This window comes from Streptococcus parauberis NCFD 2020 (assembly GCF_000187935.1).
GTDB lineage: Bacteria > Bacillota > Bacilli > Lactobacillales > Streptococcaceae > Streptococcus > Streptococcus parauberis.
This window is the reverse complement of record NZ_AEUT02000001.1, coordinates 221,616-248,535: the sequence shown is the minus strand read 5'-3', so window position 1 is coordinate 248,535 and position 26,920 is coordinate 221,616. Positions and strand designations below refer to the sequence as shown.

Annotated in this window: 25 protein-coding genes; all 25 read right to left on the bottom strand. The window is 35.2% G+C overall.

What is annotated here, in order from left to right; genetic code table 11:
- Positions 1-14 precede the first annotated feature (14 nt).
- Complete coding sequence (locus tag SPB_RS01275) at positions 15-683, bottom strand: ABC transporter ATP-binding protein (RefSeq protein ID WP_003103564.1); 669 nt, start codon at positions 681-683, stop codon at positions 15-17.
- 8 nt (positions 684-691) lie between these two features.
- A complete protein-coding gene (locus SPB_RS01270) occupies positions 692-1,765 on the bottom strand; it encodes an ABC transporter permease (RefSeq protein ID WP_003103215.1) in 1,074 nt (357 codons plus the stop codon).
- A gap of 52 nt (positions 1,766-1,817) precedes the next feature.
- Positions 1,818-2,183, bottom strand: coding sequence for an OsmC family protein (locus SPB_RS01265; protein WP_003105864.1), 366 nt, complete (start codon positions 2,181-2,183; stop codon positions 1,818-1,820).
- Positions 2,184-2,255: 72 nt separating this feature from the next.
- The gene (locus tag SPB_RS01260; protein ID WP_003104897.1) at positions 2,256-2,498 is read right to left on the bottom strand and encodes a PfkB family carbohydrate kinase; all 243 of its coding nucleotides are present in this window, start codon (positions 2,496-2,498) and stop codon (positions 2,256-2,258) included.
- Between the two features lie 179 nt (positions 2,499-2,677).
- Positions 2,678-5,083: a phenylalanine--tRNA ligase subunit beta gene (pheT, locus tag SPB_RS01255; protein WP_003103886.1), complete on the bottom strand. Its 2,406-nt coding sequence runs from the start codon at positions 5,081-5,083 to the stop codon at positions 2,678-2,680.
- Positions 5,084-5,097: 14 nt separating this feature from the next.
- Complete coding sequence (locus SPB_RS01250; RefSeq protein WP_003105886.1) at positions 5,098-5,622, bottom strand: GNAT family N-acetyltransferase; 525 nt, start codon at positions 5,620-5,622, stop codon at positions 5,098-5,100.
- An 85-nt stretch (positions 5,623-5,707) separates the two neighbouring features.
- Entirely contained in the window at positions 5,708-6,751 is a 1,044-nt protein-coding gene (gene pheS / locus SPB_RS01245; RefSeq protein WP_003105357.1) for a phenylalanine--tRNA ligase subunit alpha, read from the bottom strand.
- Between the two features lie 275 nt (positions 6,752-7,026).
- Positions 7,027-7,896 (bottom strand): DNA/RNA non-specific endonuclease, encoded by an 870-nt coding sequence (locus tag SPB_RS01240; protein WP_003104439.1) that lies wholly within the window; start codon positions 7,894-7,896, stop codon positions 7,027-7,029.
- Between the two features lie 30 nt (positions 7,897-7,926).
- Entirely contained in the window at positions 7,927-8,115 is a 189-nt protein-coding gene (locus tag SPB_RS01235; protein WP_003104489.1) for a DNA-directed RNA polymerase subunit beta, read from the bottom strand.
- Positions 8,116-8,118: 3 nt separating this feature from the next.
- Entirely contained in the window at positions 8,119-9,390 is a 1,272-nt protein-coding gene (murA, locus tag SPB_RS01230) for a UDP-N-acetylglucosamine 1-carboxyvinyltransferase (RefSeq protein WP_003105265.1), read from the bottom strand.
- 64 nt (positions 9,391-9,454) lie between these two features.
- Positions 9,455-9,691 carry a DUF1146 family protein gene (locus tag SPB_RS01225; protein WP_003105566.1) on the bottom strand — a complete coding sequence of 79 codons (237 nt, stop codon included), beginning with the start codon at positions 9,689-9,691 and terminating at the stop codon, positions 9,455-9,457.
- Between the two features lie 125 nt (positions 9,692-9,816).
- On the bottom strand, positions 9,817-10,233 hold the full coding sequence (locus SPB_RS01220) for a F0F1 ATP synthase subunit epsilon (protein ID WP_003103020.1): 417 nt from the start codon (positions 10,231-10,233) through the stop codon (positions 9,817-9,819).
- Between the two features lie 12 nt (positions 10,234-10,245).
- Positions 10,246-11,652 carry a F0F1 ATP synthase subunit beta gene (gene atpD, locus SPB_RS01215; protein WP_003104762.1) on the bottom strand — a complete coding sequence of 469 codons (1,407 nt, stop codon included), beginning with the start codon at positions 11,650-11,652 and terminating at the stop codon, positions 10,246-10,248.
- Between the two features lie 100 nt (positions 11,653-11,752).
- Positions 11,753-12,631, bottom strand: coding sequence for a F0F1 ATP synthase subunit gamma (locus tag SPB_RS01210; protein ID WP_003105640.1), 879 nt, complete (start codon positions 12,629-12,631; stop codon positions 11,753-11,755).
- 18 nt (positions 12,632-12,649) lie between these two features.
- A complete protein-coding gene (gene atpA / locus SPB_RS01205; protein ID WP_003102559.1) occupies positions 12,650-14,155 on the bottom strand; it encodes a F0F1 ATP synthase subunit alpha in 1,506 nt (501 codons plus the stop codon).
- Between the two features lie 15 nt (positions 14,156-14,170).
- The gene (locus tag SPB_RS01200; protein WP_003103493.1) at positions 14,171-14,707 is read right to left on the bottom strand and encodes a F0F1 ATP synthase subunit delta; all 537 of its coding nucleotides are present in this window, start codon (positions 14,705-14,707) and stop codon (positions 14,171-14,173) included.
- 1 nt (position 14,708) lies between these two features.
- A complete protein-coding gene (gene atpF / locus SPB_RS01195; protein ID WP_003102869.1) occupies positions 14,709-15,203 on the bottom strand; it encodes a F0F1 ATP synthase subunit B in 495 nt (164 codons plus the stop codon).
- A gap of 15 nt (positions 15,204-15,218) precedes the next feature.
- A complete protein-coding gene (gene atpB, locus SPB_RS01190) occupies positions 15,219-15,932 on the bottom strand; it encodes a F0F1 ATP synthase subunit A (RefSeq protein WP_003104296.1) in 714 nt (237 codons plus the stop codon).
- A gap of 91 nt (positions 15,933-16,023) precedes the next feature.
- On the bottom strand, positions 16,024-16,221 hold the full coding sequence (locus SPB_RS01185) for a F0F1 ATP synthase subunit C (protein WP_003104945.1): 198 nt from the start codon (positions 16,219-16,221) through the stop codon (positions 16,024-16,026).
- Positions 16,222-16,479: 258 nt separating this feature from the next.
- Positions 16,480-18,876: a glycogen/starch/alpha-glucan phosphorylase gene (locus tag SPB_RS01180; protein ID WP_003106125.1), complete on the bottom strand. Its 2,397-nt coding sequence runs from the start codon at positions 18,874-18,876 to the stop codon at positions 16,480-16,482.
- Positions 18,877-18,895: 19 nt separating this feature from the next.
- A complete protein-coding gene (gene glgA / locus SPB_RS01175; RefSeq protein ID WP_003102958.1) occupies positions 18,896-20,326 on the bottom strand; it encodes a glycogen synthase GlgA in 1,431 nt (476 codons plus the stop codon).
- A complete protein-coding gene (gene glgD, locus SPB_RS01170; protein ID WP_003104088.1) occupies positions 20,323-21,456 on the bottom strand; it encodes a glucose-1-phosphate adenylyltransferase subunit GlgD in 1,134 nt (377 codons plus the stop codon). Before glgD ends, glgA begins: the two co-directional genes overlap by 4 nt.
- A complete protein-coding gene (locus tag SPB_RS01165; RefSeq protein ID WP_003104625.1) occupies positions 21,446-22,585 on the bottom strand; it encodes a glucose-1-phosphate adenylyltransferase in 1,140 nt (379 codons plus the stop codon). The genes glgD and SPB_RS01165 overlap by 11 nt, the downstream gene beginning before the upstream one ends.
- Positions 22,586-22,655: 70 nt before the next feature.
- Positions 22,656-24,539, bottom strand: coding sequence for a 1,4-alpha-glucan branching protein GlgB (gene glgB / locus SPB_RS01160; protein WP_003105694.1), 1,884 nt, complete (start codon positions 24,537-24,539; stop codon positions 22,656-22,658).
- Positions 24,540-24,604: 65 nt separating this feature from the next.
- Positions 24,605-26,917, bottom strand: a complete 2,313-nt coding sequence (gene pulA, locus SPB_RS01155) for a type I pullulanase (protein WP_003104494.1) — start codon at positions 26,915-26,917, stop codon at positions 24,605-24,607.
- Between the last annotated feature and the right edge of the window lie 3 nt (positions 26,918-26,920).

The window sequence follows — 26,920 nt, the reverse complement described above, 5'->3', positions numbered from 1 at the left end:
ATTGCTATGCAATCCTATTTTTGTTCACTTAATTGACCGTCTTTAATTTGATAGACCCGATCACAATCAGAAATCATTCTTAAATCATGTGTAACCATTATGATAGCTTTATTTTTTTCTTTTGCTTCTTTAGCAAGCAGTTTGACAACATCAAAAGCACGTTCGGTATCCAGACTAGCAGTTGGTTCATCAGCTAGTACTAATGCCGGATCATTATACAATGCTCTAGCAATGGCTAATCGTTGTCTTTCACCCCCTGAAATTTCCTGCGGAAGTTTATGTCTTATATGTTCAATAGCCAATTCTTTAAACAGCTCATTTTGCTTGTTTATATTTTTTGTTTTATTCAATTTATCCACTAATTCCAATTGTTGTTTAGCATTTAAAAACGGAATTAAGTTTGAGGCTTGCAAGATAAAACCAATATCTTTGAAACGTAATTGTGATCGTTTCTTTTCAGATAAATTTGTATAATCATGACCATTAATCATAACTTGACCACTACTTGGACCTTGCAGCCCACCCGCAATGGTTAAGAAAGTAGACTTACCTGACCCTGAAGGACCAACTAGAGCAACGAATTCCCCTTCCTCAATTGAAAATGAGCAAGGTTTTAAAGCTTGAATCGTTTTATCCCCATCTTTAAATTCTTTTATAATTTCCTTAAATTCTAATACTGGCATAACTACTCCTATCCTATAGACTTGAGGGGGTCAATTCTGACAATGGCAATAACGGAAAAGAGACTTCCCAAAATTGCAAAGAGCATCATTAGTGCAAATATAACTGCATAGAGCACCCAGTTGCCTTGGAAAGGCACTGCTTGGGGTAAAACTATGGAGCTCAGCCATGTCCCTAAAAGCCCTAATGAACTACCAATAAAGCTAAGGATAATTGTTTGCGAGATAACGGTGTTGGCAATTGTTTTGTTAGCAATCCCTTGAGCTTTCATGATGCCAAAAATTGGTGCTTTTTGAATGGTTAAGACATACATAAATATGCCGATAATAATAGCGGAAATTAGAATCAAAAAGCCAATCATAAAACCGAAAGTCAAAACTTGGGCATTATAGCCTGGTAACTTTTGGATAAATTTTTTACTTGTCATTTTTTGAAACTTACTTTCATTAAATGACTCAATCTTTCCTTTAACCACGTATGCATTAACCTTTAGGTTGTTCTTACTTGATGGTATTTGATTAAGCTTTTGAAAGTCGTCTAAGGATAGGTGAATCACGGGAGCAACGTTAAAGGTTGCTTTTTTTGTTATCCCAACTATTTTAAATTTTTCTTTGCTATTCGCCTCTGTTAGGGTATCTCCAACTTTAAAATTTGCTTTCTGGGCTAGGGATTGGTCGATTAGAATTTCCTCTTTATTCCTCAACTCTCTTCCGTTAATAACTTTAGGAATAAGTGAAGATGTCTTATCTAGTCCAAAAAAAGCAACTTTTTCTTTGTCAGATTCTTTTGGGTCTTTTTTATTCCAAACAACGGTATTGATTTCTGCCAGTTCTTCAACCTGCTTAGCCTTAATTTCTGACTTGTCTTTAAGCGAAAGCTTGGAGAAATTTAAGCTAGCGTTAGCGTCCTTGGATAAAAGAATGGTATCTGCCTTCCAGTTATCAATAGCGGAGCGATTCTCCTCAATTAGTCCAAAGGCCAAGCCTGACAAAAAATACATAAGGTAAGCAATCAATAATAGTAAGCCCATAATTAAACTATACCTTAGCTTTGCTGTTTTCATTTCATTTAGTGCTAGAAACATTTTTTCTCCTTCATTCCCCGATTTGAAAAGGGAGAATGATAACATCACCCTTTTAATAAGTAAATTTTATATTGAAAACTAAATCCTGTCGTAGTACTTTTTTGACATTGCAACTTCTAGAAATATAGGCTAGTAAAGCTTGCTCAGTCTCTTCTTCCAGTTTCTCTGGTAATTGAATCGTTTGATTAAATCTATCATTTTCAAAACTGGTGCTAACTGTTATTGGCATTACTTCAATTGCATATTTTCGTTTATAAAAGCCTTGTATACACATGGTAACACAGGCCCCTAGTGCAATAACTACTAAGCTCATCGGTGTATCACCCTCATTGGTTTGACCAAATAATTCTATGCTATCACCGTAACCTTCTGATGTGGCATGATATAATTTATCACCGAGAACATTAGCTTGGTACATTATAATTCCTCTTTCGTTATTTTCTCTATTTTAACAAAATGAAATTTGAAAGTCTAAATAACTGTTTATGAACTAACAATCTAATCTTTGCTTTAGATTTTGGTAAGTTTCTCGACTTAGTGAAACCCCTTTATTTGCTACCACCTGACTAGCAAAATAATTGGCAAAATCCAAATCTTCTTTTATAGTTTGTTTATTTAAATAAGCTACCATAAAAGCACAATCATAACTATCACCAGCACCAACTGGTGGTAATAAAGGAATTGACATTTCTTTAAGGGCTATTGAAACATTAAAAGCACAGCCACCTAGCATCATTTCCTGCGAAATAAAATGAACATCTTCTTTTCGACTGGGGGAGACGAACCAAATTAATCATGACATCACAAAGAGTTGAACCAATTTACTAAAATCTTATTCATTATTTTCCCACAGCTGCAGTTTCAGTAATTTTATTTTACAAAAAAACCTGAACTTCCGCTCAGGTTTTCATTCTATCTGATTTCTGCATTAACTTGCTCTGTTAAAGCATTGGTAATTTTCTCAATATACTTAGCGACTTCTTCGACTGTTAAGCTTTCATTTGGATTTTGGAAAGTTAAGCTATAAGCCATTGACTTTTTCCCTTCACCAAGTGAAGGGCCTGCATAGACGTCAAAAAGTTTAACTGATTTAAGGAATTTTACTTTTGCAGAAGTGATCGCATCTAAAATAGCTTGGTGACTAACTTCTTGATCTAATAGTAAAGCAATATCACGAGAAACCGCTGGAATTTTTGGAATTTCTTGGAATATGTACTCATCCGATAAAAGTCCTTCAACTACAGTTAGATTCAACTCAACAACGTAAGTTGCCGGAACATCATAATTACTAGCCGTTTGAGGGTGAATTTGACCAACAAAACCAAGCAGATGATCATTATGATAAACACGTGCTGTCCGTCCAGGGTGCATACTTGCCATTTCTTTTTCGGCTTGATAAGTGACCTCTAGACCTAACTTTTCAAACATGACTTCAAGAATTCCTTTGGCATAGAAGAAATCAACTGGCTGTGCTTGCGTTTGGAAGTCTTTATCAGCAATCAAACCAGAGATGGCGAATGCAAAAGTATTGACTTCCTCAGGTAACTCTTCTTGAGGATTTCCAGTTTGATGGAAAACTTTGCCAATCTCATAAATAGCCATATTGTTATTTTTTCTAGCCACATTATAAGCAATAGTGTCTAACATTCCTGAAATCATGTTTTGGCGCAAAACAGAACGATCAATCGTCATTGGCCACATCAACTCAGTTAAATTACTTGCTTCAAGAGTGAATTCTTTTGCTTTATCTGGAGTAGTTAAAGCGTAAGTAATCACTTCATTTAATCCAGCACCTTCAGCAATTGTTCTAATTTGTCGACGTAATTTTTGTGTTTTTGTTAATTCACCAGCAGTGCCACCAGCTTCAGGCAAGGTTGTTGGTAAATTTTCATAACCATAAATACGGGCAATTTCTTCGACCAAATCAGCTTGGATTGAAATATCCCAACGGCGACGTGGTACAGATACCGTAAAGTTTTCAGCAGAGCCATTCAAACCAAATCCTAATTGAGCAAATACTTGTTGAATATCCGCATAAGTTAGTTCTGTTCCTAAGCGAACATTGACATAATCTAAGTTTGTTGAAACTTGAACAGGTTCTGTTGGTAATTGACCAGCTTGTATTTGACCTGATAAAACAGTGCCATTTGCTAGCTCTGTTAGCATTGCTGCCGCAAAATCTAAAGCTTCTAAAACAGTGTCATAATTTACACCTTTTTCAAAACGAGATGAACTTTCAGAGCGTAAGTTTAAACGGCCACTTGTTTTACGAACTGATTTGCCATCAAAAACTGCAGCTTCAAGAACAACGTTTCTTGAAGTATTGTCAATTTCAGTCGCTTTTCCACCCATGACACCAGCAAGTGCAACAGCTTGATTATTAACTGAGATAACAATGTCTTCTTCAATTAGCTCACGTTCTTCACCATCGAGTGTAACTAGTTTTTCACCAGCCTTTGCCTGACGGGCAATGATTTTTTTACCGTCAAATTTATCCAAATCAAAGGCATGCATTGGTTGTCCAAAATATAAAAGAACATAGTTTGTCACATCAACCACATTATTAATTGGTCTGATACCAGCATTCATCAAGAGATTTTGTAACCATTGTGGACTTGGGGCAATTGTGACATTTTCAACTATACGACTAGCATAAGTTAGTACTTTATCAGTCTCAATGGTAACTTCTAAGATATCACAAGCTTCTTGATTACTCTCTACTAGCTCTTTGTCAGGGAAAGCAACTGTTTTACCATAAATCGCAGCCACCTCATGAGCTACACCACGCATTGACAAAGCATCTGCACGGTTTGGAGTGATTGATAATTCAATAATTTCATCATCTAAATCAAGTACTGGGAAAATGCTTTCCCCTGGAATCGCATTCTCTGGTAAGATTTGTATACCTTCTGAATATTCTTTTGGAATAATTGAATCTGAAAGACCAAGCTCTTGGAGAGAACAGATCATCCCCAAAGATTCCATTCCACGGATTTTACCTTTTTTGATTTTGTAATTATCTGCAATACGAGCACCTGGAATAGCAACAATAACCTTAATACCAGCTTTTACATTGGGTGCACCACAGACAATTTGACGAGGCTCATCATCACCAGTATCCACTTGACATAAATGCAAGTGTGTATCAGGAACATCTTCACAAGATAAGATGTTTCCTACCACAAGTTTTGAGAGACCTTCAGAAGGCACTTCGACACCTTCAACTTCAATCCCAGTCGTCGACATTTTTTCAGCTAATTCTGCTGAAGGGACATCAATATCAACTAATTCTTTTAACCATTTATAAGATACTAACATAAAATTCTTTCTTTCTATTTCAATGCTTTTTTCATTAACCAATCAGTGTCTACTAAATCACCAACTGCAAATGAATGTTCCGAAAACTTTTCAAAGCCATATTTTCTGTATAAAGCTTGTGCTTTATGGTTATTTTCCCAAACACCTAACCAAGCCCAGTCACGGTCAGAATCATAAGCACGATCCAAAGCAAATTCAAAAAGATATTTACCTAATCCCATCCCTTGAACCTTATTAAGAAGATAAATGCGTTGTATTTCAAAGGCATTCTCTAACTCTTGCTCGGTTTGTGAATTATCCCAATTGACTTTTAAATGACCTACAACTTCATTATTCAATCTAATAAAGTAAACCAGACAATTTGGGTCTTTAATCTCATCAAGTAACTTTTCTAAAGTATAATCTTCATCAAAAAATTCTTGTAACTGTTCATCAGTATTATGGCCACCAAAGGTTTCAGTGAATGTTTGAATAGCTAGCGCCTGTAACTCTTCTACCTCTGTTGACTTAACCAAGTCGATTGTAACATCATTATTCATACTATCTCCTTCTAGCACACACCTTAACTAAAGAAAGGACATAGTGTGTAACTTAAAACAAATTTCCATTTTTGGACTCTGCTACTTACTTAAATTGATCTAAAAATCGAACATCGCCTTGATAGAATCCACGGATATCATTAATACCGTATCGGAGCATAGCAATTCTTTCTTGACCTAATCCAAAAGCAAATCCTGAGTAAATTTCTGAGTCTACTCCTGACATTTCAAGGACACTTGGATGAACCATACCAGCACCTAGAATTTCAATCCAACCCGTTTTCTTACAAACATTACATCCCTTACCACCACATTTGAAACATGAAACATCTACTTCAACTGATGGCTCTGTAAATGGGAAGAAAGATGGACGTAAACGAATTTTTCGTTCATCACCAAACATTTTTTTGATAATCATTTCTAAGGTCCCTTTTAAATCTCCCATAGAAATATTTTCACCAACAACCAGACCTTCAATTTGATGAAATTGATGTGAGTGAGTTGCATCATCTGTGTCTCGACGGAATACACGGCCTGGTGAGACCATTTTAAGAGGACCCTGAGCAAAATCATGTTGATCAAGAGTACGTGCTTGTACGGGACTTGTATGGGTTCTTAAAAGGATTTCTTCTGTGATATAGAAAGTATCTTGCATATCTCTTGCAGGGTGGTCTTTTGGCAAATTCATACGTTCAAAGTTATAGTAATCTTTTTCCACTTCATAACCGTCAACAATTTGGAAGCCCATCCCCAAGAAAATGTCTTCAATTTCCTCACTAGTTTGGCTAAGAAGATGACGATTGCCTAAGTTCATTTGACGACCTGGTAAAGTTACATCAATACTTTCAGCATCTAATTGGGCTTTAATTTTAGCAGCTTCAACAATTTTTGCTTGCTCTTCAAATGCTTGTGTCAAAACATCACGTACTTCATTAACTTGTTTCCCTACCACTGGTTTTAAATCATTTGATAGATTTTTTAAGCCTTTTAATAAATCTGTCAAAGAACCTTTTTTCCCTAAAACAGAGACACGTAAATCTTGTAATTCTTTTGTATGATTCCCTGATAGAGATTTTAACTCTTCTAAAGTTTGCGTTTTTAATTGCTCTAATTGTGTTTGTAAATCCATTGTATTCCCTTCTTTTGGAAAAATAAAAAGCGTGCCAAAACTCCATAAAATGCGGAGCGTTGACACGCGGTACCATCCGTTTTCGTCTGATCATTCAGACCTTAATTTCAAGTCATAAATGAGTGAATTCATGACGCTTTCATTAAGAAGGCTTACAGTCTATGGCCTTCACTCCCTGTTAATGTCTCTGTCATTACTAGTCTCACTGACTACTATTCAATTATAACTATTCTATCAGAAAGTTTAAGTCTTGACAATAGACAATGCTATTATGCCTAGCGTTCTATATCGACCTGACCAGTCTGATAATTGACTTTTATTCCTTTTTGAATATTTGGAATGAACACATTAAATTCTAAGCTTCCATCATCAGATTTTGCTTCCAAATGACTTCCTTTAGATAAAATATTGTTCCCTTCATAAACTAAAGTTACACGATAGCGCACACGCTTATTTTGATCAAGTGCATGTCGTATTAGCGTCTCATAATAGTTTTGACCAGTTGAATCTTCATCTGCTGCTTGATTAGCCCATGATAATTGCGTTGCTATGTTGCTTGGGTTACTCGTTGAGGCATCAAACCCCTTAAGTCCACCAACTATGGCATAGCCTAACAGGTGACCTCTGTCCACCGCATGGTCATATTCCCCCAACAAACCATGTAACTGATGCCATCCGGCAGGTTTCCAATTGGTGTAACCATTACCTGTTTCATTACGATTTTGATATTGTCTTGTTGACTTTGCTAATAAGGCATTTGCGACAAGTGGCACTTTTCGACCTTGTACATATTTAATTTGATTATTAGCATAAGGGGCACTAGACACCTTAGCATTTAAATTTGTTTTGTTATTATTGATAATAAAAGCACCCGCACCGTTCCATGTAATTTTACCAACTAATTGATTTTTAACATGACTAGTCATTACCGTCAATGCTTGAGCTTTACTTGGCGTATCAGGGTTATTATTATCCTTGGTAAAAGGCTTTCCATCACTTTCACCGGTTACTGATTGATAGATTTGTTTAATCGGATTATTATCCGAAATGACATCGTTCTTACTTAGATAGGAACCTGCTAGAACGAAAATTAGCAAGATAAGACTACCTATATTTTTCCAATTTTTGGAATTGTGATTTGACATTTGACCTCTCATATAAAAAGTAGGCAAAGCCTACTTTCCAGTAAATTTATTAATTAATTCGGTCCATTTATCCGTGGATAATATTGCAGTGGGGTGTTGACCATCCCCCATAAAACTATATCCAATCATTAAACCTATTGCTAAAAATAGGCAGGCTAATAAGGCAACAACAATAATTAGGATAAATAGCTTCAAGACGTATTTCCATCCTTTTGTCATTTTCTAATCCTCACTAACACGTTGAATAGTTGCTCCAAGACCTTTTAATTTTTCATGGAATTGATAATATCCACGATCTAAATGGCTTAATTGTGTTACTGTTGTTTGACCTTGTGCAACTAAACCAGTAAGAATAAGGGCAGCACTTGCACGTAAGTCAGTAGACATAACAGGTGCACCTTGTAATTCTTTTCCTCCATGAATCATGGCAGTATCACGCAAGATTTCAGCCTGTAATCCCATACGACGCATTTCTTCTAAATGTTGGAAACGATTTTCAAAAACTGTCTCAACCATTGTCGACTCACCTTTGACTGTGGCCATTAGGGCAGTAAATTGCGCTTGCATATCAGTTGGGAAGCCTGGATGAGGTAATGTTTTAACAGTCACTGGTTTTAAACTGGCAGTATCCACTTTGACTCTTATTCCACTGTCTTCTTCAGTAACAGACACACCCATCTCCATTAATTTAGAAATCAATGGGCGATTATGTTCCCAGACTGCATCTTTCACTAGCACGTTGCCTGAAGTCATTGCCGCAGCAACCATAAATGTTCCAGCTTCAATTCTGTCTTGAACCACATCATGTTCAACACCACGTAAACTGTCAACTCCAGTAATCGTTAATGTTTCCGTACCAGCACCACGTACTTTAGCTCCCATTTTATTTAATAGCTGCGCTAAATCAACAATTTCTGGCTCTCTTGCAGCATTCTCAATGGTAGTCACACCATCAGCAAGCGTTGCTGCCATCATTAAGTTTTGTGTTGCTCCAACAGATGGGAAATCCATATAAATAGTTGCGCCTTTTAAACGATCTGCAGTTGCTGTAATATCACCATTTTTTTGGGTAATTTTAGCCCCCATTGCTTCAAGTCCTTTTAAATGCAAATCAATTGGACGACTTCCAATTGTACAACCGCCAGGCATTGAAACTTGTGCATGACCTTTTCTAGCAAGGATAGGTCCTAATACTACTATAGAGGCACGCATTTGACTGACAAACTCATATGGTGCAACATCTAAGATATCCCCAGATGCATCTACCACTACCTTATTATTTGCTTCATCAAATGAAACATCAATATCTAAACCTCTAACAACATTATTCATTGTATAGACATCAGATAAGATTGGTACATTATATAAGGTTGTTTTTCCCTCAGAAGGTAAAACAGTGGCTGCTAACAAAGGAAGAACTGCATTTTTTGCACCTTCAATCACAACTTCTCCTTTAAGTCGTGTTTGTCCGCCTTCAATAATAATTTTATCCAATTTTTTCTCCATTCTTCACTATTCATTAATATTAAAATTATAACATAATTTATATTTTGAATCTTTAACCGAACACTAAAAAGAGGCTTTGCCCCATTTGGATTAACTCTAATATAAAATGACTTACTAAATAGCCCATAATAATAGCAATGAAGAAGACAAATAATTGAATTTTTCCTAAATTTTCAGCTCTATTTTTTACTAATTTTGACCAATCAAATAAAGACATCAATAATTGATAACTGATGCCGATAAAAAGTAAATGACAAAACAAACCTAATAAATTATTGATATATTCCATAAATATATTATAACAAAACAAGGAACTAAAGAGAATAACTTGAACATAAAAAAAAGACTCAACCAAATCTGTCTTAAAGTTAGAGTAACACATTCCAACTTTTTGACAGACTAGGAGTCTAATTTTTATTTTTTACCAACTTTAAGACGGTTAAGGGCACGAAGCAATGCAACTTCTGCACGTTCAACTTCATGAATATCATGAGAAGTTTTAGCTTCTGCTATTTCTTTTTCTGCTCTTAACTTCGCACGTTCCGCACGACTTATATCAATATTACGATCACGTTCAGCAGAATCTGCGACAATTGTGACCATATTATTTTTTATCTCAATGATACCACCATTTATTGCAATCCAATCAACATGTTTTTCATCATCTGTACGACGAATTTTCATTTCGTGGATAACAAGCGGCGCAATCAAATTGATGTGATGTGGTAAGATACCCATTTCACCATCAGGTGTTTTAACAGAGATAAATTTAGCATGATGGTCATAAACAATACCATCTGGTGTTACCACTTGTACAGCCATTTCTGTCATGATATCACCTCATTAATAGTTCATTTTTTTTGCTTTTTCGATAACATCTTCGATTCGTCCGACTGAACGGAAGGCATCTTCTGGGATATCATCGTATTTACCATCAAGAATTTCTTTAAAGCCACGTACAGTTTCTTCAACTGGAACATAAGAACCAGGTTGACCAGTAAATTGCTCCGCAACGTTGAAGTTTTGTGATAGGAAGAACTGAATACGACGTGCACGTCCAACTAATGTTTTTTCTTCATCAGAAAGTTCATCCATACCTAAGATTGCAATGATATCTTGCAATTCACGGTAACGTTGAAGAACACGTTGAACTCCTGTTGCTACATCATAATGCTCTTTTCCAACAATTTCTGGTGAAAGTGCACGTGAACTTGAAGCAAGTGGGTCAACCGCTGGATAGATACCAATTTGAGTCAATTTACGTTCCAAGTTGGTTGTTGAATCCAAATGGGCAAATGCTGTTGCTGGCGCTGGGTCAGTATAGTCATCGGCTGGAACATAGATAGCTTGAATTGAAGTAACTGATCCTTTTTTGGTAGACGTAATACGTTCTTGCAATTGTCCCATTTCGGTAGCAAGTGTTGGTTGGTAACCAACTGCTGAAGGCATACGTCCTAATAAGGCTGAAACCTCAGAACCTGCTTGTGTGAAACGGAAAATATTATCAATAAATAAGAGAACGTCTTGTCCTTCTTCATCACGGAAATATTCAGCAATTGTCAAACCTGTTAAGGCAACACGCATACGTGCTCCTGGTGGCTCATTCATTTGTCCGAATACCATTGCAGTTTTTTCAATAACGCCAGATTCTTTCATTTCGCCGTATAAGTCATTACCCTCACGAGTACGTTCACCTACTCCTGCAAAAACAGAAATACCACCGTGTTCTTGTGCAATATTATGAATTAATTCTTGAATAAGAACGGTTTTCCCAACTCCGGCACCACCGAAGAGACCAACTTTCCCACCTTTTAAATAAGGGGCAAGTAGGTCGATTACTTTAATACCTGTTTCAAGAATTTCTGAAGATGTTGATAGTTCATCGAATGCTGGTGCTTGTTTATGGATTGGTTCACGTTTTGCATCTGCTGCAAAAGGTTCTTCCAAGTCGATGGTATCACCTAATACATTAAACACACGTCCTAGAGTTTCAGTACCTACTGGAACACTAATCGCGCGTCCAGTATCTAAAACTTCTAATCCACGAGTAAGCCCATCAGTTGATTCCATAGCGATTGTTCTAACCATTCCATCACCCAATTCAAGGGCTACTTCAAGAACAACTTTTTGTTTCTTGTCGCTATCTTTATAAACTATCAATGCATTATTAATCTCAGGTAATGTCGCACCATTGTCGAAAATAACGTCAACAACTGGTCCAATAACCTGAGCAATTTTGCCTGAGCTCATTAATTTCTCCTTATATAAGTTATAAAGGAAGAACTACTGTGTTCTAATCCTTTAATTATTGTTATCAATCAGAAATCTACAAATTAATAACTATTACAGTCTATTCTAATGCATTAGCCCCTGCAACAATTTCCGTAATTTCCTGCGTAATTGCTGCTTGTCGTGCACGATTGTATTGAATTGTTAGTTCATCAATAACATTTTTTGCATTATCCGTAGCTGTTTGCATAGCTGTCATACCTGCTGCGTGCTCTGCCGTTTTTGCATCAACAATTGCTCCATAAATCATACTTTCAGTAAACTGTGGTAACAATTGATTAATAATCGTATCTCGGTCTGGTTCGATTTCAAATCCAGTTACACCTTCATCAGCTGCTTCTTCAGCAACTAAGTCAGAAATAGGTAGCATTCTTTGAACCCGAACTTGGCTTGTCAAACTATTAACATGATGGTTATAACAAACATATAATTCATCAAAAATTTCACTTTGGAACATCTTAACTGATTTTTCAATGATTTTGCCAACTTCATCATAAGTCGGTTGATCATTAAGTCCTCTCAGTTCAAAAGAAACATTCATTCCTCTAGATTTAAAGAAATCAGAACCAACACTACCAATTGAAACTATTGAATAATCTCCATCCTGATGATATTCTTCAATCATTTCCATAATTGATTTTAAGATTTTTGAGTTATAACCACCGACAAGACCTTTATCAGAAGTAATAACAATATAACCAGTTTTTTTAACAGGACGTGAAGCTAACATTGGATGCGTAGATGACCCATTTGTTAACTCAGCTTTCAAAAAATCAGTAGTGATTTGTCTTATTTTGGATGCATATATTTGAAAATTACGAGCAGCTTGCTCTGATTTTACCAGTTTAGCTGAAGAGACCATACGCATGGCACTAGTTATTTTACTTGTTTTCTCTGTTGAATTAATTTTATCTTTAATCTCACTTAGAGAGCCTGCCATACCAAAAACCTCCCATTATTATTTAAAGTTCGATTGATCTTTAAATGCTTGAATTGCATTATTCAATTCTGTTTCTTCAGGTAGATCTTTAGTCTGACGGATTGTATCAAATAAATTAGCATAATGACTATCAAAGTACTCATATAAAGCTTCTTCGAAGACTAAAATATCATCAACAGGAACATCATCCAAGAAACCATGTGTTAATGCATATAAAATAACAACTTGTTTTTCAACCGGAAGTGGTTTATGTAATGGTTGTTTTAAAATTTCAACAGTACGACGACCGCGATTCAGCTTAGCTTGTGTAGCAGCATCCAAATCAGAACCAAATTGAGTAAAGGCTTCTAATTCACGGTATGAAGCTAAATCAAGACGTAAAGTCCCTGCAACTTTTTTCATGGCTTTAATCTGTGCTGAACCACCAACACGTGATACAGAAGATCCTGCATCAATAGCTGGTCGAATACCAGAGTTGAATAGATTTTCTTGTAAGAAAATTTGTCCATCTGTGATTGAGATAACGTTTGTTGCTATATAAGCTGAAATATCACCAGCTTGCGTTTCAATAAATGGAAGAGCAGTAATTGATCCACCACCTAACTCATCTGAAACTTTTGCAGAACGTTCAAGCAAACGACTATGCAAATAGAAAACATCCCCTGGATAAGCTTCACGACCTGGAGGACGACGAAGTAAAAGAGAAAGTTCACGATAAGCTACCGCTTGTTTTGACAAATCATCATAAACGATTAAAACATGTTTGCCATTATACATAAATTCTTCTGCCATCGCTACACCAGCATAAGGTGCAATAAATAGTAATGGAGAAGGTTGTGCTGCAGATGCAGTGACAACAATTGTATAATCTAAGGCACCATATTTACGAAGTGTTTCAACTTGTGTTCTAACTGTTGATTCTTTTTGACCAATGGCAACATAGACACAAATCATGTCTTGACCTTTTTGATTCAAAATAGCATCGATAGCAACAGATGTTTTACCTGTTTGACGGTCACCAATAATAAGTTCACGTTGACCACGACCAATTGGTACTAAAGCATCAATCGCTTTCAAACCTGTTTGTAGAGGTTCAAAAACTGATTTACGTTGCATTACTCCAGGAGCTGGTGTTTCAACAGGTCTGAATCCTGTAGTTGCAATTTCTCCTAAACCATCAACGGGCTGACCAAGTGGATTAACAACGCGTCCAATTAGGGCTTCACCAACTGGTACTTCCATAATTTTTCCTGTGCGTTTAACAATGTCTCCTTCACGGATACTTGAAAAATCACCAAGAATAATAATACCTACATCATTAGACTCAAGGTTTTGAGCCATACCAAAGGCACCATTAGAAAATTCTAGAAGTTCACCACTCATGGCATTATCTAATCCACGAGCACGTGCAATACCGTCACCAATGTAGGTAACGACACCAGTTTCAGTGACATCGAAATTTGGCTGGAAGTTTTCAATTTGCTTTTTTATTAAAGCGCTAATTTCTTGAGCATTAATTGCCAAAAGTCACACCACTTTCTATATTAATTTCTTTTTAAATTCTGATAATTGACGTTTTAAACTTGTATCAATTACATTATTATTTACATTGATAATGAATCCACCTAAAAGTGCTTCATCGATAGTTTCAATAATTCTACCGGTCTTAAAACCAAACTTTTTTAAAACGATATTTCTAATCTGAAATTTTTGTTTTTCAGTTAAAGGCACAGTAGTCGAAACCTGAACATCGTATTCATTATTAATTTGACTTAATCTTTCTAAACTATTTTGTACAATCTTTGCAAAATAGTTCATTCGATCATTTTGAATCAGTAGTTCTATTAAATTGTTTATATAAACTGTACTAGGATCTTTTAGTAACCTAATAAGATTTTCCTTTTCACCCTGTGAAACGGCTAAACTTGCTAATTTTTGTTCAAGCTGTGTAGCTTCAAATGTCTCCAAAATAGCAAGTAAATCAGTTTTAAGTGCCTGACTTACATTATGCTCAAAAGCAACTTCAACAAGGCTTTTTGCATATTGCCCAATGAGAGTCTCTTCTTTTTTGGTCATATTAAGCTTCTCCTAAATCATTAAGATAACTATCAATGAGTTTACTTTGAGCATCCTTATCAAGGTTTGCACCAATGATTTTTTCTGCTAATGAGATAGATAAATCTGACATTTGATTTTTCACATCAGACAAAGCTTCTGCTTTACTACGTTCAATATCAATATCAGCTTTTTCTTTTAGACGACTAGCTTCATCATTAGCCTCTTCAATAAGTTTTGTACTTTGAGCTTGACCAATTTCTTTTGCATCTACAATAATCTGACTAGCTTCTGATTTTGCGCCATCTAATTCTTTTTGTCTTTCAACTTGAAGATTTTCAGCATTAATACGCGCATTTTCCGCTTTATCAATATCATTTGAGATTTTTGCAGCACGTTCATCTAAAATACCACTTATTTGACCCCATGCAAATTTCTTTAGTAAAAGATATAAAACAAGAATTGAACCTGTTACTAAAATAAAATTTCCAATAAGTTCACCAACTGTTAATTCCATAGAGGCTCTCCTTTCTTATTCTTCTTCTTCATTGACTTTTTTACCAAGATACATTGATGTTAGTTTGGTAAATACATAGGCTTGTATACAAGAAATAAAAATTGAAAATGCAACCCAGACCATATTCAAAATAAATGCAACTGGGAACCACGCCATATTGGCGGCAATTAATTTCATGATTAAGCTCATAACAACTTCACCAGCAAATATATTTCCATAAAGACGCAAAGCTAATGAAAGTACATTAGTTACTTCTTCCAAAATATTCATTGGAGTCATAATCGATGGTGTAGCAAACCTTTTTAGATAGGGAAGAAAACCGCGTTGACGAATTCCTTCTACCTGACAAAGAATTGAGATTAGTAAAGACAAAGCAATATCAAAACCTACATTTGCAGTAGGTGATGTCCATAAGTTCATCTTATCCATTGTTTCAATCTTTGTTACCAAACCAAGGTTATTAGCTACCATCACAAAAAGAAAAATTGTGAAAAAGAAAAGTGAATATGTTCTACGAAATGGTCTTTCAATATGTTCATCAGTAACACTGGAAACAAAATCTAATAAAAATTCTAAGACAGTTTGTTTTCCTTTAGGACGGATTGACATATGACGACTTGCTGTATAAACAAAGGCAAAAATAAGTAGGATAGTTACCAAGCACATTGCAAGCAGGGTTAAATTAAAGGTCACAGGACCTAGTATCAGTGTTGGACTATGTTCTTCCAACGGATTCCCTCCTATCTACCTTACAATTGAAATAGTATGCCTAAATTATAAAATACATACCATCCAAATTAATTTGTTAAAATTTCAGCATTTATTTTAAAATAAATGCCATTGCAAGTGTTACGAAGAAAGTACCTTCAATAAAGGCAATACCTAGAATCATGATAGAACGTAATTGATTCAAAATTTCTGGTTGACGAGCAGCTGATTTAAACAAATTAGCAATCAGGAAACTCTCACCTAATGTAACACCAATACATGCTAATACTAATGCGAAAAACGAAGTCATAATAAAATTCTCCTTAAAATTTTTTTTACTTTGCTATTCTATTCCTTAAAATAAAGAATGTCAATACAAAATTGTAGTTGAGTGTGCATAATTCAACGAATACTTAACATTACAAAAAATGATTAAATAATAAGTCAATTTAAACAATCAATAGCCTATGATTATTATACCAATAATAGTAGACTTTATCAAAGATAGCTTTCAAATTGAAAAACGGCTTTCGCCGTTTTCTGGTCTTATCAGATTTTGATAACTAGATTACTGTTCAAGTTGCCAAATTTCTTTAGCATACTCTCTGATTGTATCATCTGAAGTGAATTTATCAGATGTAGCAATATTGACTAAGCTCATTTGAGCCCAACGCGTTTTATCTCGATACAATCGATCAATTTGTTCTTGAGCAGCTATATAAGATTCTAAATCTTCTAATAAGAAGTATTCATCATTATGAGTGATTAATGCTTCGTAGATTTCCATGCCTTCATGTTGGCAATTAGGAATTGTTCCATTCACAAAACTGTCGACGATACGACGTATTTGGGGATTAGACTCATATAAACCACGTGAGAAATAATCATGTTTTGCATAATGATCATAAACTGCATCTTTATCCATACCAAAGATGACAATGTTGTCGTCTCCGACTTCATCTTTGATTTCAATGTTGGCACCATCGAGAGTAGCTAGAGTGACGGCACCTGTCATCATAAATTTCATATTTGATGTACCGGAAGCTTCTTTAGAGGCTAATGAAATCTGTTCTGACACGTCAGCAGCCGGAATAATTAATTCAGCCAAGCTAACATTGTAGTTTTCAAGGAAAACAACTTTAAGCTTATTCTGAAGACTTTGGTCATTATTAACAAGATTTGCAATTTCATTAATAACTTTAATTACGGATTTAGCAAAATGATATCCTGGCGCTGCTTTTGCCCCGAAAATAAAAACTCTTGGAACCATGTCTAAATCTGGATTTTCTTTCAAATCAAGATAAATCCTCATAATGTTTAAAACATTTAACAGTTGACGTTTATAAGCATGAAGACGTTTAACTTGAACGTCAAAAATTGCATTTGTGGATAATACTATTCCTGTTTTCTCAAGGATATATTTAGCTAATCGTTCTTTAGCGACTTGTTTCACTTGATAGAAGTCATCTAGAACGGCTTGATCATCTTTAAATGCCAATAATTTGCGTAATTCATGGATATCTTTACGCCATTCATTACCAATTGTTCGGTCAATTGCCACTGATAATTCGGGAGCTGCAATCTGTGTCCATCTTCTTTGAACAATACCATTTGTTTTATTGTTAAATTTTTCGGGATACAAAGTATAGAAATCTTTCAGTGTATCAGTTTTTAAAAGCTCTGTATGAAGTTTTGCAACGCCATTAACAGAATGTCCACCAATGATTGCCAGGTTAGCCATATGAACTAAATTATCTTTGACAATACGCGTGTTTTCAATAATATCTGGACGGATACCTTTTTTAGCCATTTCAGCGACAAAACGATTGTCAATTTCTAAGATTATTTGATAAACGCGAGGTAAAACATTTTTGAAGAGGTCAGCATTCCATTTTTCCAAAGCCTCAGAAAGGATTGTATGGTTGGTGTAACTCATCGTTCTGATAGTAGCTTGCCAAGCATCTTCCCATTCGATTCCGTATTCATCAATTAATAGTCGCATAAATTCCGCAGGTGCTACTGCTGGATGGGTATCATTAATATGGACTGACACTTTTTTATAAATCTCTTCTAAAGGTAAGCCCTGTTTAAGGTAAGCTTTAATAATAGTTTGCAATCCAGCACTGGTCATGAAATATTCTTGAATAAGACGCAATTCTTTTCCTTCATAACTTGTGTCATCTGGATAGAGGATTGCTGTAATATCTTGAATACGACGACGCGACTCTAATGTTGGGTAATCTAATTCATACTCTTCAGGAATTTCAACATCCCAAAGACGCAAATTATTAATAACATCATTTTCAAAACCGATTTGTGGTACATCATAAGGAACTGCATTTAAAATCTGAGCTCCATCATAAATCGGTTTTAATTTACCATCATCATCTGCTTTTAAATAAACATTTCCAAATAGTTTAACTGTAACAATATCATGATCTTTTCTTACTTCCCAAACATTTCCGCGTGAGCCAAACCAGGCATCAGGCAATTCTACCTGATAGCCATCAATGATGCGCTGCTTAAATAATCCGTATTGGTAGCGTAAGCCATTTCCAAAACCTGGATAACCAGTTGTTGCTAAAGAGTCCATGAAGGCTGCGGCTAGTCGGCCGAGGCCTCCATTCCCAAGAGCCATATCATGTTCTGCATCTTTAACAGTTTGAAAATCAACGCCTAGGTCATTAAAAGCTTCTTTTGCTAAATCTAAAATACCAAGATTTAGTAAGTTTGTTTCTAACATTCGACCTGGTAAAAATTCAATTGAAAAGTAATAAGCTACCTTTTGTTTGTTTTCTGTCAATTGACGATTTCGATCAATCCAAATATTGGTGTAATATTTTTTTACTAATTTAGCTAGGGCATAGAATAACTCTGTATCACTAGCCACTGGGATTTTAATTAATTGTTCCTCATGTAAGGTATCTTTAAAATCACGTATAAATTGTTCTTTTGTGACTTGCATTTCTCTCTCCAAATTAAACTTAAACTAAACTAGTGTATAGTTCTAAATAAACAAGACTGGCAGTTTTCCATGAAAAATCACTAGTCATAGCATTTTTTTGAATTATTTTCCAATCCTCAGGTTGATTCTTATATACATCTAAAGCATGTAGCAAGGTATTGGTCATCCAGTAACCAGTAAAATGGTTAAAGCCAAAGCCAGTACCAGCCTTCTCATAAGCATTAAATGGTGTTACGGTATCTCTTAATCCACCAATTTCATGAACGACTGGAATCGTTCCATAACGCATAGCCATCATTTGTGATAAACCACATGGTTCAAATGCGCTTGGCATAAGGAAAATATCCGAAGCTCCATAAATTTCCTGTGCTAAACCTAAATCAAAGGTTATATTAGCAGACAGTTTTTCTGGGTATTGTTGAGCAAACCATGAGAATGCTTCTTCATATTGGTGATAACCTGTTCCAAGAAGAACAATTTGCAAATCTTGTTGCAATAAATTATCTAATTCTTGAACTACTAAGTCAAACCCTTTTTGGTCTGTCAAACGAGAAACAATACCTATTAAAGGTACATCAGCATTAACAGGTAACCCAACTCGTTTTTGTAGTTCTGCTTTATTAACTGCTTTACCAGATAAATCTGCTACTGAAAATGGTTCACTCAAGTAAGGATCGTTTTCTGGATTTAATAATTCAGTATCGATACCGTTAACAATGCCACACAGTTTGCCAGATTCCATACGCATAATTTGATCTAGACCTTTACCAAAGGCTGGTGTTTGAATTTCTTGAGCATAGGTTGGTGAAACTGTAGTGACACGATCAGCATATAGTACACCTGCTTTCATCCAATTTAAACAATTGTTCCAGCGTAAGGTACCATCTTCGTATCGTTCTGCACCAACACCAAATAAATCACTCAACATTTCAGGTCCAAATTGGCCTTGGAATTCAATATTGTGTATTGTGAATACTGATTTGATATTATTATACGTTTGAATCCAACGATATTTTTCCTTTAATAAGAATGGGATCATCGCTGTATGATAATCATTGACATGAATTACATCAGGTATAAAGCCAATCTTTTCCATTGCTTCTATAGCTGCTAATTGGAAATAGGCAAAACGTTCACCGTCATCCCAATCCCCATAAACATGCCCTCTGAAGAAGTAATACTGGTTATCAATAAAATAGAAATTGACATCATTTTCAACGATCTTTTTTATGCCAACAAATTGATGGCGATAACCAACATTAATGTAAAATTGTGTAATTTCTTCGACTCGGTCAGAAAATTTGGCATCTACCATATCATAATAAGGCATGATGACAGAAACCTCATGGCCATTTTTAACTAGTGATTTAGGCAATGCTCCAATAACATCGCCTAATCCACCTGTTTTAGCAAAAGGAGCTCCTTCTGCTGCTACAAATAAAAGTTTCATTTAATGTGATCCTCAATAACATGACTACCTTTTGCGACAACGACAGGATTTTCTGGTGTACCTTTAACGGAAACACCATCTGCAATTCTTACTGATTTATCAATTATTGCATATTCGATTCGAGCATCCTTACCAATTTTAACTTTGGGTGAAACAATACTATTTTTAACTACTGCACCTTCTTCAAGGTAACAATTCCGCGAAATAATAGAATTATTTACAGTTCCTTTAATAACTGATCCTGATGCAAATTGAGAATTGTTAACAACGGAAGTTTTATCAAAGTAAGTTGCTTCTTCATTTTTCACACGCGTATAGATACGTTGATTTGAGTAAAGAAGTGAATAAAATTTATGAGGTTCTAACATATCCATATTGGCATCATAGTAAGATTTAACTGAATGAATATTTGCCATATAACCTGTATACTCAAAAGCTAATGCACCTTCGTCAACAGTTAGATCTCTTAATAAGAAACGTAATTTTTTAGGGCGTTCCTTTTGAGCTTCAATTTCCATTTTTTCAATCAACCAATCTGTATTGACAACATAGATCCCAGCAGACATTTTCTCGATGCCTTCTTTTTCATGAATGGTACTTCTGCCAACAACTGTATCAGTCTCATCAATTTCTAAAATATCATTTTCAGGTGAGATTGAAGAAACAGGTGTTTTTTTATAAACAGCAGTGATATTACGGTGGTTTGCATTATGTAAATGAATAACTTGTTCTAATTCGATATTACATAAAATATCACATGACATGTAAATGGTTTGATCTGACCCAGAACGTTTTAAATATGTCAGGATTTGTTCATAATAATCCCCATCTGCTTCTTGATCACTTTCCTTAGTGTTATAAAATCCTAGAAAATAATGGCTTAGTAATGAATTAAGCCCCCATTCACGACCACTACGGACATGATCAAATACGGAACGAATGTTTTCTCCACGGAAAATACCATAAATACTTCTAATTCCAGCATTTGCCAGATTTGATAAATTAAAGTCTATGAGCCGATATTTCCCGTCGAAAGGTAAGTTTGCTAATGGACGTTTGTCAGTTAAACCTTCCATTTCAGGAAAACCAATTGCACTACCTAAAATAGCTGAATACTTATCACTCTTCATTTGAAACCCCCACAATTTCATTATAGCCTACAACTTGAATCTCGTCACTACCATCAATAATGACATTGTTTCCGATAACAGCGCCTTCACCGATGATGGCTTTAAAAATTTTCGCACCCTCACCGATTGTAGCACCACTCATAATAAATGAATCTTTAATTTCAGCATCTTTTTTGACCTGAACATTAGCTGAAAGAATTGAATGGTCAACAGAACCTGTGACAAAACAACCATCGACAACTAATGAATCTCTAACTTTAGCCTCTTCAGATATAAAATTTGGAGGTGCAATATGATTTTTAGAATAAATTTTCCATGAACGGTCACGGCTATCTAATTCATTGTCCTCAGCAATATATTCCATATTTGCTTCCCATAATGATTCAATAGTACCAACATCTTTCCAGTAACCTGCAAAGTTATATGTATAAACACGTTCACCTGCTTCAAGATAGGCAGGAATAACATTCTTTCCAAAGTCATCCATGTCTACATTGTTTTTTTCAGCATCAACGAGCATGTTTCTTAAACGTTTCCAGTCAAAGATGTAAATCCCCATTGATGCTTTTGTAGATTTTGGATGCTCAGGTTTTTCATCAAATTCAACGATACGATCATTAGTATCAGTATTCATAATTCCAAAACGACTTGCTTCTTTAAGAGGCACATCGATAACAGCAACTGTTAAGCTCGCTAAGTTATCTTTATGTGTTTGAAGCATTTCGTCATAGTCCATTTTGTAAATATGGTCCCCTGATAAAATGAGAACATATTCAGGATTGATACTATCAATATAGTCAATATTTTGATAAATCGCATGACTCGTACCTTGGAACCAACGATTTCCCTCAGTTGCTGAATAAGGTTGTAAAATTGTGGCACCGCTATCAATTCCATCCAAGCCCCATGATGAACCATTACCAATATGACTATTCAAAGCGAGTGGTTGGTATTGTGTGATTACTCCAACGTTATGGATACCCGAATTTGCACAGTTAGACAAAGCAAAATCGATAATACGATAACGTCCACCAAATTGTACTGCAGGTTTTGCAATGCTTTGTGTCAATTTCCCTAAACGGGTACCCTGACCACCTGCTAGTATGAGAGCTAACATTTCATTTTTCATTTATTTCCCCCTTTGATTTTTTTAAAAATCAATAAAAATGTGATTAACAAAAATTAGAAATAACTATATCTTATTTTCTCCTAATGCGACGTTTAACTTTCCAAATACTAGCACCTAATGCTGGTAAAGTAAATGTCAATGTCTCATGATAAGATTTCCAATCTTCATTTTCAGTTGTTTTGTTTGGATTCGTTTCTTTCCATACACCACCGAAAACTTCAAGTTCAGTATTAAATATTTCTTCATATTGACCAGCTACTGGAACACCAATTGTGAAATTAGGACGTTCTACTGGTGTCATATTGAAAACACAAAGCAATAAATCACCTTTATCGTTTTGACGACAGAAGGATAGGACTGTCTGATCCAAGTTATCTGCATCAATTATTTCAATACCATCATAATTTTCGTCATTTTGCCAAAGATTATTATTATCTTTGTAAAATTGATTTAAGGTTGCAGTGAAATATGCCATTTTTTGGTTAAGATCATCATTTAAACTATCCCAAACCAATTGATCATCATATTTCCATTCGAGAAATTGGCCAAATTCAGATCCCATGAATAATAATTTTTTCCCTGGATGACAAATCTGGTAGGTTAGTAAATTTCTTAATCCACTAAATTGGTTATTTCGGTCACCCCACATTTTATGCATTAGACTTTTTTTACCATGTACAACTTCGTCATGTGAAAAAGGAAGAATAAAATTCTCATCAAAACAATACATGAAGCTAAAAGTCAACAAGTTAAAATTAAATTTACGGTAAAATGGATCTTGTTCGTAAAACCTTAAAACATCATTCATCCATCCCATATTCCATTTATAATCAAAGCCAAGTCCACCTTCTGAAATTGGTTTAGTTATTGGAATATCTGAAGTTGCTTCTTCTGCAATCATCATGACATCAGGATATTTATCTTTAATTGTTTGATTCAATTTTTGCAAAAATGCAATTGCTTCTAGATTATGGTTACCCCCATTAACATTTGGTTGCCATGGCCCTTGATCATAATCAAGGTAGAGCATATTACTTACAGCATCAACTCTGATACCGTCTAAATGATAGGTTTCCAACCAAAACATAGCGCTTGAAATCAAAAATGACTGTACTTGATTCTTACCTAAATCAAAATTTAGTGCATCCCAACCATAGTTATGTGCCCGATCATGATCTTGATATTCATATGTAGGTGTCCCATCGAAATAAGCAAGGGCATCATCATTTTTTGTATAATGTCCTGGTACCCAGTCAACTAAAACTCCAATGTTATTTAGATGACATTCTTCAACAAAATCCTGGAAATCTTCTGGATTGCCAAATGTAGTTTCGAAAGCAAAATATCCCATTAATTGATAACCCCAACTCATACCTAATGGATGAGCCATAAGTGGCATAAATTCGACATGGGTATAATTCATTTTCTTAAGATAAGGGATTAATTCATTTTTCAGCTCTTTAAACTGATAAGGTTGGCCTTCATTGTCATTTTTCCAAGAGTTAGCATGCATTTCATAGATATTAACGGGACGTTTTTTAAAGCCAAAACGTTTCCGTCTTCCCATCCATAAACCATCTTGCCACTTTTTAGGAGTAAGTGTTTTAACTTTTGCTCCAGTTCCTGGACGGTTTTCGAATACAATAGCTAGCGGATCGATTTTTTCAATAACATGTCCACCTTGCCTCTTGACTAGATATTTATATATTTGGCCTTCTTTGGGTAAGTTGCTTATAACTTCCCAAACTCCAGCTTCATTTACTTCCATTGGAACTGGATTTTCAAACCAATTAGTAAAATCTCCAATTAAACTAATTGTCTCCGCATTTGGTGCCCAAACTCTGAAGACATACGCTTGTTCGCCATTTTGACTTGTTTTATGTACTCCAAAGTAATCTTGAATATGAAAATTTTCCCCAGTCCCAAAAGTATAAAGATCTAAGTCATTTGTCATTACATCACCCTTTCTTAAGTTATTAAAATGATAAAAATGATACTTGATAGCAAAAAAAACCTGACTTACTCAGGTTTTTCAGTAATATCAAGGATCATAGCTGTCAAGTTATTAATAATTAAATTATCATTGTGAAAGCGCTTATCATTGGTAATAATTATATCATTTTCTTTAGCCTCTCGCAAACGTTTCCCATAAATACTGAAAATAAATTGATAATTTATTGAATTTTTTATCGTAAAACTTATAAAACCGCTACCTTTTGTTGCACTCTCAATATATACATGACGCCGAATCTCATCAAAAGTTGAAAATGAAAACATATCTGATTTAGTTTTCATAAAAATCAATTTTTTTACAAAATCTATGGTATCTTTTTCATAAGTTACCAAATTCCAATCAACCTGATTAACACTATCCGAAGCATTGTATGAATTCATCGCTCTATGCTTGTCTTCTTGAGTTAACTCATTAAGTGGCCCAGTTGCATGTAGCTTAGTTCTTAGAAATTCTTGTCCTAACTGCATAAAGGTAATACCTTGCATTAAGATGTTCATTGCTGTTGCTAATTGAACACGTTTGGTATGAATTTCAATACTATCATTTTCATTTAAGGCCCAGAATAAATCATTTAGATTGTAATTATCATGCGCTTCCACATAATTAATAACTTGTTCAGGACTAAGGAATGGGTTTAATTCGTCACTACCTAATATAGCTTTAGCAATAACATCTTCAGTTGCAGCACCAGATACAAATCCTTCTACAAAAGCACCATAGACTTCTGCTCCTTTTATTGCATTTCTTTGGGTATCATTGAAGAAACCAATTCTAGGCATTAAATTAGCATTTTCTTTTTTAGCTTTTTGGTAATCAGCTAAGCCAGTTCCCATGTCCCAACCTTCACCATATAAAATAATCCGAGGATCAACTTTATCAACTGCTTGTCTAATCTGATTCATCGTTTCAACATCATGCAGACCCATTAAGTCAAATCGAAAGCCATCAACATTGTATTCATGTACCCAATACAATATAGAGTCAATCATATATTTGCGAAACATTTCTTTTTCACTAGCAGTTTCATTACCACATCCAGATCCATTTAGGAATAATCCGTTTGGGGCCATGCGGTAATAATAATCTGGCACTGATAATTGAAAGGCTGAATCTCGGCTTGAATATGTGTGATTAAAGACGACATCGATTACAACATTCAAACCCGCATCATGGTATGCTTGAATAGCCTCTTTCAGCTCCAAAATACTACTTGCTGGTCCATGCGCAGTACTCGCATAGCTAGCTTCTGGAACATTGAAATTCTCAGGATCATAACCCCAGTTATAAGCGTAGTTGCCTTCTTCATCAATATTCTGATGATAGTTAAAAATAGGTTGTAGTTGAATATGTGTAACACCTAAATTAGTCACATAATCAAAACAAGTTGCATCACCTTGCGGATTTTTAGTACCTTTTTCAAAAAGGCCTCTAAATTTTCCTCTATTTTCTGGGCTTACTCCTGAGGTTTCAGATATTGAAAAATCACGAACATGCATTTCATATATTACTGACTGATTCGGGTTATCTAAACGCCAAGTCGCTTCTTGATTGTGCTTAACAGAGAATCCTTCGGGAACTAAATTTGTGGGATCTATTACGACAGATCGCCGACCATTAGCAGTAGTCGCAATCGAATATGGATCACGGGTTTCCACGAAAGTTTGTTTTCGATAATGAACACGGTAAACATAAGATTGATAATTATGGTTACCATAAATAGTTATCTCCCAGATCCCATGACGGTTCAAAATGTGATTGTCTGGATTCTTCCCTTTACCGCGCGCCATATGATAGACTCGATGGACACTAGCAGTATTATCCGTCGAATCAAAAAAGATTAAATCTACTTTTTCAGCTGTAGGAGCCCAAAGTCTAAAGGAAGTTTGGTTTTCTAAGTAACGATAGCCAAGCCAGCCAGAAAATCCCCACTTTTTATCAAAGCGTTGACTATTAACAGCCATGTCATAGGCATGAGCGTTGCGGACCCGATAGTTACGACTGGAGATAGCAGCCTGTCTGGAATAATAAGGGGTGGGATCATCGCTAACAATCCAAACTTCACTTTTTTCCAGACCATATTCTCTTTCAATCCGATAATCAACAGTCTTTTTCTTCCAAAATTGGTCTTTTACAATCACATAGGCATGACTAAGAAAATAGGGAGCTTCATAATCAAGAACTGCAACAGCTCCAAAACTATCAAATTTTGAAAAATAAGCATCATTTCCTAACTTACCATCTTGCCATTGCCATAAGCTCAAGTCAAAATATTTCCCAGCTTGACTATGGTAATGAACGATGACTGTATTATTTATCATTCT